Below are 13,038 nucleotides of genomic sequence, written 5' to 3'. Positions count from 1 at the left end.
TGGAGACTCGAGTGACAACCAAAGCCCGTTCAGCGAAGAGCACGGCAAAGAAGGGCCCACGCCCGGTTGCGATCGTGGGCGGTAACCGGATTCCGTTCGCCCGCTCCGATAAGGCCTATGCCCACGCCTCCAACCAGGACATGTTCACCGCCGCACTGGACGGTCTGGTGAGTCGGTTCGGCCTGCAGGGCGAACGTCTCGGCATGGTCGTCGGCGGTGCGGTGCTCAAGCGCGTCGGCGAGCACGGCATGGTCCGCGAGAGCGTGCTCGGCAGCAAGCTCAGCCCCTACACCCCGGCCCACGACCTGCAATTGGCCTGCGGCACCGGCCTGCAGGCGATCGTCACCGTCGGTGACGCGATCGCCGCCGGTCGCATCGATGCCGGTGTCGGCGGTGGCACCGACACCACCAGCGATGCTCCGATCGGGGTCAGCGAGTCCATGCGCGAGTGGATGCTCGACGCCAACCGCGCCAAGACCAATAAGGACCGCCTCAAACTGGTCGGTCAACTGCGTCCGGCCATGCTGGGCATCGAAATCCCGCGCAATGCCGAACCGCGCACCGGTCTGTCCATGGGTGAGCACGCCGCCATTACCGCCAAGGAATTCGGTATCGCGCGCGAGGCCCAGGACGAATTGGCCTACCTGTCGCACAAGAATATGGCCGCCGCATACGACCGCGGTTTCTTCGACGATCTGATCACCCCATTCCTCGGCCTGACGCGCGACGACAATTTGCGTCCCGGTTCGACCATCGAGAAGCTGGCCACCCTGAAGCCGGTCTTCGGCACCACATTGGGCGATGCCACCATGACCGCGGGTAATTCCACCCCGCTCACCGACGGCGCCTCCGCGGTGCTGCTGTCCAGCGAGGAATGGGCCACCGAGCACAATCTGCCGGTGCTCGCGCATCTGGTCGATTCCGAGGTCGCCGCGGTCGATTACATCCATGGCCCCGATGGCCTGCTGATGGCGCCGACCTACGCGGTGCCGCGCCTGCTCGCCCGAAACGGCCTGACCCTGCAGGACTTCGACTACTACGAGATCCACGAGGCCTTCGCCTCGGTGGTGCTGGCCACCCTGCAGGCGTGGGAATCGGATCAGTACTGCAAGGAGCGTCTGGGCCTGGACGGCGCGCTCGGTTCGATCGATCGCGGCAAGCTGAACGTCAACGGGTCCTCGCTCGCCGCGGGGCACCCGTTCGCCGCGACCGGCGGCCGCATCGTCGCCTCCGCGGCGAAGATGTTGGCGGAGAAGGGATCCGGCCGCGCGCTGATCTCCATCTGTGCCGCGGGCGGTCAGGGCGTCGTCGCGATCCTGGAGCGCTGAGCTCCCCCGCCTCCCCGAATATTCAGGCGCCTGGCTCAACAGCCACGACGGTAGCGTTGGCGGCTGGCAGGTAGCCGGTGGCTGGGTTAGCCCGTGCCCGGTGAGTTACCCATGTGCTTACCGAGATCAGTTGTCGCCTAGGAGAGCTGATGTGAGCACTCGGCAGGGGTGGTATTCGGTTTGTTTCCTCGACCGCGTACCGCCTCTGTCGTTCAGTCGCGTGCCGCTGCGGTGCGGTCTTCGAGGAGTTCGCGCGAGATCTCCGCGATCCGATCCTCCAGAACCTCGACTGCGCCTTCGGAATTGATGACGACCACGGTCGGATAGATGCCGCGGGTGAGATCCGGGCCGCCGGTGGCGGTGTCGTCCTCGGCGGCATCGAAGAGCGATTCGACGGTGATGCGCAGCGCCTGATCCTCGTCGATGCCGCGGCTGTAGGTTTTCTTCAACGAGGACTTCGCGAACAGCGAACCGGAACCGACCGCGGTGTAGCCGAAGCGCTCCTCGCTGCGACCGCCGACGACATCGTAGGAGAAGATCCGCCCGACCTTCTCCGGGTCGGTGGCGCTCAGGTCGTAGCCGACCAGCACCGGGACAACCGCCATATCCTGCAGTGCGGCAGGCAGATTGTCGCGCACCATCTTCGACAGCTTGTTGGCCTTGCCCTCGAAGGTCAGCCCGACGCCCTCGATCTTCTCGTAGTGTTCGAGCTCGACCGCGAACAACCTGATCATCTCGATGGCCATGCCGACGGTGCCCGCGAAGCCCGCAGCCGAGTAGGTATCGGTGATGAACACCTTCTCCATATCCCGGCTGGCCAGCAGATTTCCCATGGTGCCGCGCCGGTCACCGGCGAGCAGCACCCCGCCGCGGTAGGCAACGGCCACGATCGTGGTGCCGTGCGGCGCAATGTCGTGCCCACGCACCGTCGCATTGCCGAAATCGCTGCCGGGCAGGAGTTCCGGGGCGTATCGGCGCAGGTTCTCGGAGAAGGAAGACGTCGCGTACTCCATATCTCTCACGGTAACGACTTCCGCCCCGGGCGTCAGCGCACCGAACTCCCAGCGGCGGCGGCGAATCCGATCAGGCTGGTCGCGGGGGCGGATAGTCCTACTTCGGGGGCAGCTCGATGTGACCGCCGAAGGCCTTGCGCATGGCCGAGAGCATCTTGTCCGCATAGAGCGCCTCGCCGCGTGAGGAGAACCGCGCGAACAGTGCCGCCGCGAGCACCGGCGCGGGGACGCCGGTATCGATCGCGGCGTCGAGGGTCCAGCGGCCCTCACCGGAGTCCGATACCCGTCCGTCGAAGGATGCCAGGGTTGGATCGGCGTAGAGCTCGCTCGCGGTGAGGTCCAGCAACCACGAGGCGACCACCGAACCACGCCGCCACACCTCGGTCACCTCGGGCACGTCGATGTCGTATCGGTACCACTCCGGATGTTCGAGCGGCGTTTCCTCGGCGGAGGCCACGGCATCGTGTGTCGCGCCGATATTGGCCTTGTGCAGGATGTTCAGGCCCTCGGCGTAGGCGGCCATCGCGCCGTATTCGATGCCGTTGTGCACCATCTTCACGAAATGGCCCGCACCGGCCGGTCCACAGTGCAGATAGCCCTGTTCGGCGGGCGACGGCTCGCCGGTGCGGCCCGGTGTCCGCTCTGCCGCCTCGACCCCGGGGGCGATGGACTTCAGCAGCGGATCCAGATGCGCCACCGCCTCGACCTCGCCGCCGATCATCAGACAGAAGCCGCGGTCGAGTCCGAATACCCCGCCCGAGGTGCCGATATCCACATAGTGGATGCCCTTGGGCTGCAGTGCCGCGGCGCGCGCGATGTCGTCGTGGTAGCGGCTGTTGCCGCCGTCGATGATGATATCGCCGGGTTCGAGCAGCTCGGCGACCTGGTCGATCACCTGACCGGTCACCGCTGCCGGGATCATCACCCAGACCACCCGCGGGGTCGCCAGTCTGGACACGAAGTCCTTCAGATCGGTGGAGCCCTGGAAACCATCGCTGCCCAGTTCGGCGACAAGCGTGTCGATGGTCTTGGGTCTGCGTTCGTAGCCGACGGCGGTGTGCCCGTCCTTGACGATCCGGCGCACGATATTGCCGCCCATCCGACCTAGGCCGATCATTCCCAGCTGCATTCCATCCATCTCCTCGTCGCGTGTGGAGCCCCGGGGGCAGGAGTTCACATCCGATTGTCCCGCGAGTGTGTAACGCGCGGTGCGACGCAGCGATAAACGGGATGGCTCCGCGTAGTTGCCAGACCCCCGACCCGGCAACTACGCGGGGCCCTTCCATGTGTGGCGCGGTCGTTGCACGGGATTCGCTGGTCGACCGTGCTGTTCTGACGATGTCGGTGCGGACGATTATCGTTGGCGGGGCTCGCACCGTGCGAGCTCCTGACAATCGAGCGGGGAGGACGGTTCGTGACGAGCGAATCGAGTACCGGGCGGCAAGGTCGACACGAAGGCGGCCAGGTCGGACTACGGCAGCTCCTCGACTCGGCGCGCTCCGCCGCACCGCAGCAGCCCCCGCGGCCGCGCACCGTTGCGGAGCAGGATCCGGGCGCGGATCAGCCGCCCCAGCCGCCAGGGCCTCGGACGGCCGAGCAGTCGAGGCCCTACCAGGCGGCGGTGCGGCATGAGTCAGCGGTACAGCCGCACGCGGCTGCGCAGACTCCGACTCCGTCGGGAGATCAGTCATCCGAGTGGGCCGGGAATTCCATGCCCACCGAGCCGCTGCGGACATCACGACGGCCGAAACCAGCCGAGACACCCGCACCCACCGGCGAGCGGCGTCGCGGACCCGAAAAGCCATCCAGACCGAGCGGGCTGAGATCGCCCATCGCCAAACGCATCGGTATCGGCGTCGGCGCACTGATCGCGCTGTGCGGACTGGCTTACGTGGCCGACCTTGTACTTTCCTCCGGTCACGTACCGCGCGGCGTCGTGGTCGCCGGAATCGATATCGGCGGCAAGGACACCGCCGACGCGGCCGCCCAGCTGCGTACCGCGGTGGATCCGCGCATCGACCAGGAACTGCCGCTGCAGATCGGCGACGTGCAGACAAGGATCACCCCTGGAACCGCTGGCCTTGGGGCGGATTGGGATGCCACGATGGCCCGCATCGGCGGCCAACCGCTCAATCCGATCACCCGGCTGACCTCGCTGTTCGTCACGCATACGGTGCCGGTCGCGAGCACCGTGGACGACAGCGCACTCGATGCCCAGCTCACCGCCCTGCGCGTACACGACCGCGCGACGGTCGAGGGCACGATCGCCTTCGACGGCGCCCGCGCGGTCGCCGTGCCACCGGTACCCGGCCGCATCCTCGATATCCCGGCCGCGCGCACCGCGCTCATCGAAAACTGGTATCTCGGTGCGCTGCTCGATCTTCCGGAGACGGCCGCGCCCGTTGCCGTGCGCGCGGAGGCGGTCGAGCAGGCCTTGCACACCATCGCCGAACCGGCGGTGAGTGCGCCGATTGTGTTCGCTGGCAAGAACAATGCGACCGGCAAGCTCGAGCCGGAGCAGATCGCGTCCATACTGTCGTTCACCCCCGATGGTCAGGGTGGTCTGGCCGCGACCTTCAAACAAGATGTCGCTCTCGGGGTGCTGGGTCCGCAACTCGCGCCGTCCGAGGTCGAGGCGAAGGATGCGACCTTCGCCGTGACCGGGTCGACCGCGTCGGTGGTTCCGGCCGTGATCGGCGACAAGATCAATTGGGCCAAGACGTTCGAGCAGTTGCCGAATCTCATCGTCGCACCGCAGGAGCGCACCGCCCAGGCCGTTTACGACAAGGTCGATCCCAAGCTCACCACCGAGGCCGCCAATGCACTCGGCGTCACCGAGGTGATGGGCCAATTCACCACCAGCGGCTTCAGCGGACCGTCCGGTGTGAATATCCGCGTGGTCGCCAAGAAGGTGAACGGCGCCATCGTCAAACCGGGAGAAACCTTCTCGCTCAACGACTTCACCGGACCACGCGGCATTGCCGAGGGCTACGTCGAATCCGGCATCATCGACCACGGCCGTCCGAGCACCGCGGTCGGCGGCGGTATCAGCCAGTTCGCGACCACCCTCTACAACGCCGCCTATTTCGCGGGTATGGAGGATGCCGGTCACACCGAGCACAGCTACTACATTTCCCGCTATCCGGCGGCCCGCGAGGCCACCGTCTTCGACGGTGCCATCGACCTCAAATTCCGCAATAACAGCCAATCCGGTGTCTACATCGAAACGTCGACCACCGACTCGGAAGTCACGGTCCGCCTCTGGGGCACCAAGACCGTCAATGTCGAATCCATCACCGGCGAGAAGACCAAGCCGACCGAGCCGACCGAGGTCAAACTCCCCAAGGGCAAGGACTGCATCGCCACTGAAGGCGCACCGGGGTTCACAATCTCCGATACGCGAGTCATCACCGATCGCAAAACCGGTCGGCAGATCTCACGCACCACGCGGACGGTGAAGTACGACCCGGTACCTGTCGTGAAATGCGAGTAGTCGACTCCTACAGCGGGGTTCGCATCAGCACGACGTTGTACTGGTTCCATACCGACAGCAAGAAGTACAGATCACTGCCGGTCTGATACGGGAAGATCATCGGCGCGTAGGCGCTCGGCAGCGCGGTGCCGTCGACGAGCACCTCCGACTCGCTCCACGGTCCCTCGGGCGCCGATGCGGTGCGCAGCACCACCGAATTCGTGGAATCGGTGGTGAGCATGATGAATTTGCCGAGATGTTCGTTCCTCATGACCGACAGCTCGCTGACATCACCGACGATCGGTGTGGCGTCCTTGGCCTCGGGTTTCCACTCCGCGCCGTCCCAGTATTCGTAGCGATCGAGATCGGCTATATCGGATTCCTTTGCCCGCGAGACGAATCCAGGATTCAGCCGACCGGCCGGGGTGCCGTAGCGGTAGATGTAACCGTCGTCTTTCAGGAAGGCGTTCTGCTGAAAGTTCTGGTGTCCGTCCACATTCGCGCGCCGGGTGGTGGTCAGCGGCGCCCAGGTCCGCCCGCCGTCACCGGAGGCGGCGAGAGTGGAGAAGTTGGTCGTCCACTTGCCGTGCTCACCCCATTCGCGTACCGACATCAGGCTCATGTACTGCACCCCGCCGACCGAAATGCCCGCTGTCGGAATGAGACTGATCTCGATGCCTGGAATCTTCGGGCTGGGCAGCGGATTGGTCACGGCGCTCTCGAAGGAGATCCCGTGCGAGGGATCCTTGGTCGAGCTGTGGAAAAGCACCTGGCTGCTCCATGCGAAGGCGCTGCCGACGAGCAGATTGGGCAAGCCGAGGCCCGCGCTGTCGCCGAAGGCGGTGATCATCCGGCCGTTGCCGTCGTCCCACATGACGCCGAGGTCGGTGCCGAGCACATTGACGTTCTGGGTGCGATTGGGGCTGTCCATCCCGGTCATCTGATAGACCGCCTGGGTCGATCCGGGTAAGCGCGGCAGGCCGCGTGGCTGTCCGTTGAGGCCGGGAATGGGGTTGATGCCGGGGATGGGAAGCACGAAATTCGAATCGGCGGCGGCCGGTCCGGCCAGCGCGACCGAGAGTGCGGCGGCGAGTACACCGGCTCTGGTGAGTGCGGACAGCGATCGGTTCATCCGGACGATCCCTTCTAGCGCGCAGTCTGCCCGGTCATTGTGCCCGGTTTCGTGATCTCTGTCCGGGTCCTGCGGTCTGGAGAGCGACATGTGACGATCGCTACACTGGGAGTATCAGGAGACGGGGCTCGGGCAGGTACTGACCTGTCACCGCTGGCTTAACAGTCGCTCGAAATGGCAAAGCTGTTCGGTACATCCAGCAGGATTTCGTGAACGCTAGGCGGTGGCTCCATGGGTGACAGTCGCGCGATACTTCGTAGTTGGTGGCGCGATCCGGCGCACTATCGCTGGTTCGTGCGTACTCTCGAATCCCATTCCGGGCTGCGTCTGATCAAGGCGATCATCGGTGCGGGTGGTGCGTTGATGCTCGTGATCAACATCCTGATCTGGATGTCGCCCGCCGGTCCGAGCGGCACCGCGGGCCGAACTATCTTCGCGGCGGCCGGTGCGACCGCCGCGGTCTGGACGATCCGCTGGTGGTTTTTCCCATGGCCACGTGCCATCACCTCACTGGCCATGTTGATCTGGGCGGATCTCGCGATCACGGCATCGTGCCTGGTGGACAGCGATCGGGTGTACGGCGCACTGAGCGCGATGCTGCTCGTGGTCACCGGTGCCTACATCACGTTCTTCCACAGTCCCAAGGCGCTTGCCGTGCACGCCGGATGGTCGCTGCTCACGGTGAGTGCGCTGGCCATATTGTCGGTGGCCGATGCGCGGAGCAGTGATCTAGCGCTGGCCGGTGCGATGGTCCTGATCATGGTCGCGGCCATTGTGGTCGTGCTGCCCGCGCTGCAGTTCTGCTATTGGGTACTGCGCATCGATGTGCTCTCCGACCCGTTGACCACACTGCTGAATCGCCGCGGACTCGACTACTACCTGCACCGCTCCCGGTACCAGCAACAATTGTGCGTCATCACTCTCGACCTCGACCATTTCAAGTCGGTCAACGACACCTTCGGCCACATCATCGGTGACGAGGTGTTGGTCTCGACGGCTGAGCGGTTGCGCGCCGCGGCCGATCCCGATGCCGTGGTCGCCCGCACCGGCGGGGAGGAGTTCGCGGTGGTCGATCAGTTGGATCGCGCGGCGGCGCTGGATTTGGGCGAGCGGTTGCGCCTTGCCGTGGCACAGGCGTCCGGCATACCCGTCACCGTCACGGTCAGTGTGGGAGTCGCGGTATGGGAGGGCGGGACCGACGACGGACGGCCGCGGTTGCTGTTGCGGTGCGCCGACGACGCGATGTATCGGGCGAAACGGCTGGGCGGCAATGCCGTTGTGCTGGCCGAAGATCCGCAACATGCGACGATACAGCTCGCCGAGCCCGCCCGAGAGATGGCGCACGGCACCGAATAACAACAGCGGCCCCGGACATTCCGGGGCCGCTGTGTGCGAAATCTCTTGGATCAGAACGCCGCTTCGTCCAGCTCCATGATGTCGTTGTCCAGGTTGGACAGGATGGCGCGGGTCGCGGTCAGCTCCGGCAGCACATTGCGTGCGAAGAACTGCGCGACGCCGACCTTGCCCTTGTAGAACGCCTCATCGGCACCGGTCGCGCCGTTGTCGAGGGCCTTGATGGCGACGTCGGCCTGCCGAAGCAGCTGCCAACCGATGAGCAGGTCGCCGACGGAGAGCAGGAAGCGCACCGAACCGAGACCGACCTTGTACAGCTCGCTCGGCTGCTCTTGGGCGCCCATCAGGTGCCCGGTCAGGGTGGCGGCCATGGCCTGCACATCCTCGAGCGCGGTGGCGAGCAGCTTGCGCTCGGCCTTCAGCCGACCGTTGCCCGCCTCGGACTCGATGAACTTTTGCACCTGGCCGGCCACGTGGGCCAGCGCGACGCCGCGGTCACGGGCGATCTTGCGGAAGAAGAAGTCCTGTGCCTGGATCGCGGTGGTGCCCTCGTAGAGCGAGTCGATCTTCGCGTCACGGATGTACTGCTCGATCGGGTAGTCCTGCAGGAAGCCGGAGCCACCGAAGGTCTGCAGCGATTCGGTCAGGTACTGGTAGGCCCGCTCGGAACCGACACCCTTGACGATCGGCAGCAGCAGATCGTTGACGCGGAAGGCGACATCCTTATCGGCGCCGGAGACCAGCTCGGCGATATCGGCGTCCTGGTGTGCGGCGGTGTAGAGGTAGATGGCGCGTAGACCCTCGGCGTAGGCCTTCTGCATGGCCAGGCTGCGGCGCACGTCCGGGTGGTGGGTGATGGTGACGCGCGGGGCGGCCTTATCGGTCATCTGGGTCAGGTCCGCACCCTGGACGCGCTGCTTGGCGTAGTCCAGTGCGTTCAGGTAACCGGTCGACAACGTCGCGATGGCCTTGGTGCCGACCATCATGCGCGCATTTTCGATTACGTCGAACATCTGCGCGATGCCGTTGTGTACCTCGCCGACCAGCCAGCCCTTGGCGGGCACGCCGTGGCCACCGAAGGTGACCTCACAGGTGGCCGAGACCTTGATGCCCATCTTGTGCTCGACGTTGGTGACGAAGACACCGTTGCGGTCGCCAAGGGTCTGGGTTTCGAAGTCGAAGTGCCACTTCGGCACGTAGAACAGCGACAGACCCTTGGTGCCCGGGCCGGCGCCTTCGGGGCGGGCCAGCACCAGGTGCATGATGTTCTCGAACAGGTCGTCGGAGTCGCCCGAGGTGATGAAGCGCTTGACGCCCTCGATGTGCCAGGAGCCGTCCTCCTGCTTGATCGCCTTGGTGCGGCCTGCGCCGACATCGGAACCGGCATCCGGTTCGGTCAGCACCATGGTGGCGCCCCAGTTGCGATCGGCGATGATCTGCGCCCACTTCTTCTGCTCATCGGTGCCGTTGTTGTAGAACACCTGCGCGAAACCCGCACCGGCGGCGTACATCTGAGCCGGCGGGTTGGCGCCGAGGATCATCTCGCCCAGCGCCCAGGAGACGGCGCTCGGGGCGCCGAGACCACCCAGCTCCTCGCGGACGGCGACCTTGGCCCAGCCCGCCTCTTCCAGCGCGCGGTAGGACTTCTTGAACGATTCGGGGAGAGTGACCGTGTGGGTCTCGGGATCGAAGGTCGGCGGGTTGCGGTCACCGTCGACGAACGAATCGGCCAGCGGCCCCTCGGCCAGGCGACGCACCTCGTTGAGCATCTCCTTGACGGTCTCGCTGTCGAGATCGCCGTAGGCGTCGCTGTCGAGGATGGTGCCGAGGCCGAGTACCTCGAAGAGGTTGAACTCCAGGTCGCGGACGTTGCTCTTGTAGTGGCCCATTTCTGTTACTCACTCTCCATTGAGTTGGTGCGGTCGGTTGCTCGCCGTTCCCGCCCGTTGTCCGTCCATCGGGTAGCCGTGCCTGCCTCCGTAGCGACTGCTTGCAGGTCGCTCGAAGGATCAGCCGCACGCTACTCGCGGGTAACTTATTCGCCATATTACCGGTCGGTAATGGGGCCGCAAAGGCTCGAGCGGGCAAATGTGATGTGAAAAACACTCGAATGCGTTGCCGTTCGTCTACGGCTCGCGTAGTAGACGACCGAGCCGGGTTTGCCGACGCGTGTTCAGCGTCCGACTGGCTGGGCGTCTCTGGATAGCTGGCGCCGACTACCGTGAAGATGTGCGAATCGAGACGAGCGCGGGCCCCGCGGAGATCGAGCTCGACAAACCGCGCAAGGCGGCGTTCCTACTGCTGCTCACGCACGGATCCGGCGGCGGTGTCGACGCGAAAGACCTGCTCACTGTGCGCGATCGCGCCTACGAACTGGGCGGCGCGGTCGCGCGGGTGGTGCAGCCGTATCGGGTCGCCGGACGACGCGCACCCGGCTCCGCGGTGAAGCAGGACGAGGCCTGGCTCGAGATCGTCGCCGCCCTGCGCAAGCGGGTGAAGAAGGTCCCGCTCATTTCGGGTGGGCGCAGCAATGGGGCGCGAGTGGCCTGCCGCACCGCCATTGCCGCCGATGCGCGCGGTGTGCTCGCGCTGTCGTTCCCGCTGCATCCTCCGGGTAAGCCGGAGAAGACGCGTCGCGACGAACTGTTGGCTCCGGGCGAGATCGAGGTCGTCGTGATCAATGGTGCCAATGACCCGTTTGGTGTGCCGGATCCCGCCGATGCCGCCGAAGTTCGCATTATCCCAGGTCAGACGCACTCCTTCCGGTCCGGGTTCGACATCATCGCCGAGACGGTCACACCTTGGCTGGCGCGGTGGAGTGCATAGCCTCTTCGCGGTCGCGCGTTCGTTACCTCGCTATATAACGAGAACTTCTCGCTATGAGAAGAACGATCTGTTGGACTTCTGATTGCGCGTCGACTTCGCTGGAAGAGGCTCGAGTCGATATGCCGGTGCCGCACCTGCCCACCGATCGACGCGGCGAAGCGACACCGGAGTGTGAATTGGCGACCTACGTTCTAATCCCAGGCATGTGCCACGGGGGCTGGTGCTTCGAATCGATCACCGACCAGTTGCGCCGGGCTGGTCATCGGGTCTACCCGCTGACCCTCACCGGACTCGCCGAGCGCAGCCATCTGCTGACCGCATCGGTGAACCTCGAGACGCATATCCAGGATGTGGTGCGGCTATTGGTGGCCGAGGATATCGAGGACGCGGTGCTGGTCGGTCACAGCTACGGCGGGATGGTGATCACCGGGGCCTCCGACCGGGTACCCGAGCGGATCGATTCGCTGGTCTACCTCGATGCCGTTGTGCCGCGCCACGGTGACTCCATGTGGCTGCTGGTCTCGGAAGAGGAGCGGCAGTGGTACCTGGACGTGGTGGAGACCGGTTATGTGGTGCCGCCGCTGCCCTTCTTCGATCCGCGCGCCACCGGACACCCGCTGGCCTCGCTGCTGCAGTCGGTTCAGCTCACCGGCGACCTCACCCGCTTCCGGCGCAGGGAATACGTCTACGCGGCTAGCTGGGACGGTGAATCTCCGTTCACCAGCATCTATGAGCGGCTTCGCGATGATCCACAGTGGCGCACGCATGCAGTCGACAGCAAGCACAATCTCATGCGTGATGCCCCTGATGAGTTGGTGGCGATTCTGCTCGCGGACCGGTGAATCCGGCTGGCAGGCGGTGCCGCTCGCCCTCAGCGCCGCGTCGGCGCTCGGGCTCGCCCCCGCAGGCCCCTGGCTTGCCGGACTCATTGCCGACCGGACCTCGACCGCCGCGACCCTCGCCTGGACCGCGGTTCTGTGCACCGCCGCCGCGGCGATCGCCGTAACCGAGGGCAATAGGTTACGGCGATCGGTTCTCTCGGCGCGGAGCCGATCCCGGTCAGGTTGGCGGGGTGGCCGCGGCCTGCGGATGACCAAAGGTCGGTGAGCCGAATTATCGGGGCGTCGTCAGGTTTCGCGCGGCTGCTCGATAGAGGTTTCGGACTCGACGTCGGGCGGGTCTGCTGGGGGTTTGGTGGCGATGACCAGGGCGTCGATGGCGTCGCGTTCCTCGGTGGGGCGATAGACGCGGTCGGCTATGCGGACGCGGATGCGGTGGGGGTCGGGGCCGAGGTCGGCGATGATGTCGTCGGGGGTGAACAGGACCGAGGGGTCCTTCGGGCCACCGAAGCCCTCGGTGAGATTGGTGGTGTCGTGGCCCAGGATCAGTAGGGTGCCCTCGGGGACGAGCAGATCGGCGAGTCGGCGGACCAGCGGGCGACGTTGTTCGGTGGGCAGGTGCAGGAAGACCATCAGCACGAGTTCGTACGGGCCGGTTATGCCCGCGGCGTCCAGATCGGTGACATCGGCGCACTGCCAATTGATCCGATGGCGGACCGAGCGGGAAAGCCGACTCGCGATGGTACGGCCCTTATCGATGCCCACCTGTGAATAGTCGACGGCATGCACCTGCCAGCCGTGCGTGGCCAACCACAGCGCATTACGACCTTCACCGCAGGCGAGATCGAGGGCACGCGGCAGTGCGGGCGGCTCGCCATCGGGAGTATCCGGGACTAACGGCGCGACCCGCTCCAGCCCGTAGACATGCTCCACGACGGTGCTATTCGGCGGTGCACCCCAGACCAGCTCACTCTGCGCATACCGCATATCCCATTCGGTCGCGTCCATACGCGCGAGTGTATTTGCCCGTACCCCGCCTTTGCGCCGTGCGCCCGTACTCCTGCGACGGCCGTGC

The 13,038-nt window shown here is 65.5% G+C and carries 11 protein-coding genes; 6 read left to right on the top strand and 5 right to left on the bottom strand.

Going from position 1 to position 13,038, the window contains the following annotated elements; genetic code table 11:
- The first annotated feature begins 11 nt into the window (after positions 1-11).
- Positions 12-1,328: an acetyl-CoA C-acetyltransferase gene (locus ACQP2U_RS40755; RefSeq protein ID WP_433712479.1), complete on the top strand. Its 1,317-nt coding sequence runs from the start codon at positions 12-14 to the stop codon at positions 1,326-1,328.
- A 212-nt stretch (positions 1,329-1,540) separates the two neighbouring features.
- On the opposite strand, the gene prcB is transcribed toward ACQP2U_RS40755, so the two are convergent.
- A complete protein-coding gene (gene prcB / locus ACQP2U_RS40750) occupies positions 1,541-2,341 on the bottom strand; it encodes a proteasome subunit beta (RefSeq protein WP_433712478.1) in 801 nt (266 codons plus the stop codon).
- Between the two features lie 97 nt (positions 2,342-2,438).
- The gene (gene gnd, locus ACQP2U_RS40745) at positions 2,439-3,470 is read right to left on the bottom strand and encodes a phosphogluconate dehydrogenase (NAD(+)-dependent, decarboxylating) (protein ID WP_433712477.1); all 1,032 of its coding nucleotides are present in this window, start codon (positions 3,468-3,470) and stop codon (positions 2,439-2,441) included.
- Positions 3,471-3,755: 285 nt separating this feature from the next.
- On the opposite strand from gnd, the gene ACQP2U_RS40740 reads away from it, so the two are divergent.
- Complete coding sequence (locus tag ACQP2U_RS40740; RefSeq protein WP_433712476.1) at positions 3,756-5,834, top strand: VanW family protein; 2,079 nt, start codon at positions 3,756-3,758, stop codon at positions 5,832-5,834.
- A gap of 7 nt (positions 5,835-5,841) precedes the next feature.
- Here ACQP2U_RS40740 and ACQP2U_RS40735 read toward each other — a convergent pair whose 3' ends face one another.
- A complete protein-coding gene (locus tag ACQP2U_RS40735; protein ID WP_433712475.1) occupies positions 5,842-6,945 on the bottom strand; it encodes a DUF4185 domain-containing protein in 1,104 nt (367 codons plus the stop codon).
- A gap of 231 nt (positions 6,946-7,176) precedes the next feature.
- On the opposite strand from ACQP2U_RS40735, the gene ACQP2U_RS40730 reads away from it, so the two are divergent.
- Positions 7,177-8,301, top strand: coding sequence for a GGDEF domain-containing protein (locus ACQP2U_RS40730; RefSeq protein ID WP_433712474.1), 1,125 nt, complete (start codon positions 7,177-7,179; stop codon positions 8,299-8,301).
- Between the two features lie 50 nt (positions 8,302-8,351).
- On the opposite strand, the gene ACQP2U_RS40725 is transcribed toward ACQP2U_RS40730, so the two are convergent.
- Positions 8,352-10,187, bottom strand: coding sequence for an acyl-CoA dehydrogenase (locus tag ACQP2U_RS40725; protein WP_433712473.1), 1,836 nt, complete (start codon positions 10,185-10,187; stop codon positions 8,352-8,354).
- A 340-nt stretch (positions 10,188-10,527) separates the two neighbouring features.
- On the opposite strand from ACQP2U_RS40725, the gene ACQP2U_RS40720 reads away from it, so the two are divergent.
- From ACQP2U_RS40720 to ACQP2U_RS40710, 3 genes are all read left to right on the top strand, one after another.
- A complete protein-coding gene (locus ACQP2U_RS40720) occupies positions 10,528-11,124 on the top strand; it encodes an alpha/beta hydrolase family protein (protein WP_433712472.1) in 597 nt (198 codons plus the stop codon).
- A gap of 176 nt (positions 11,125-11,300) precedes the next feature.
- On the top strand, positions 11,301-11,966 hold the full coding sequence (locus ACQP2U_RS40715) for an alpha/beta fold hydrolase (protein WP_433716757.1): 666 nt from the start codon (positions 11,301-11,303) through the stop codon (positions 11,964-11,966).
- The gene (locus tag ACQP2U_RS40710; RefSeq protein WP_433712470.1) at positions 11,932-12,231 is read left to right on the top strand and encodes a hypothetical protein; all 300 of its coding nucleotides are present in this window, start codon (positions 11,932-11,934) and stop codon (positions 12,229-12,231) included. Before ACQP2U_RS40715 ends, ACQP2U_RS40710 begins: the two co-directional genes overlap by 35 nt.
- A gap of 20 nt (positions 12,232-12,251) precedes the next feature.
- On the opposite strand, the gene ACQP2U_RS40705 is transcribed toward ACQP2U_RS40710, so the two are convergent.
- Entirely contained in the window at positions 12,252-12,971 is a 720-nt protein-coding gene (locus tag ACQP2U_RS40705; protein ID WP_433712468.1) for a class I SAM-dependent methyltransferase, read from the bottom strand.
- Positions 12,972-13,038 lie beyond the last annotated feature (67 nt).

The sequence above is a fragment of the Nocardia sp. CA-084685 genome (assembly GCF_050955785.1).
Lineage (GTDB): Bacteria > Actinomycetota > Actinomycetes > Mycobacteriales > Mycobacteriaceae > Nocardia.
Note: the sequence above shows the minus strand (reverse complement) of the source record. Positions and strands in the feature narration are given on the sequence as shown.

Bases quoted from the DNA above. Each gene is read 5' to 3' on its own strand.
- prcB (WP_433712478.1), bottom strand. From the start codon at position 2,341: ATGGAGTACGCGACGTCTTCCTTCTCCGAGAACCTGCGCCGATACGCC.
- gnd (WP_433712477.1), bottom strand. From the start codon at position 3,470: ATGCAGCTGGGAATGATCGGCCTAGGTCGGATGGGCGGCAATATCGTG.
- ACQP2U_RS40735 (WP_433712475.1), bottom strand. From the start codon at position 6,945: ATGAACCGATCGCTGTCCGCACTCACCAGAGCCGGTGTACTCGCCGCC.
- ACQP2U_RS40730 (WP_433712474.1), top strand. From the start codon at position 7,177: ATGGGTGACAGTCGCGCGATACTTCGTAGTTGGTGGCGCGATCCGGCG.
- ACQP2U_RS40725 (WP_433712473.1), bottom strand. From the start codon at position 10,187: ATGGGCCACTACAAGAGCAACGTCCGCGACCTGGAGTTCAACCTCTTC.
- ACQP2U_RS40710 (WP_433712470.1), top strand. From the start codon at position 11,932: ATGAGTTGGTGGCGATTCTGCTCGCGGACCGGTGAATCCGGCTGGCAG.
- ACQP2U_RS40705 (WP_433712468.1), bottom strand. From the start codon at position 12,971: ATGGACGCGACCGAATGGGATATGCGGTATGCGCAGAGTGAGCTGGTC.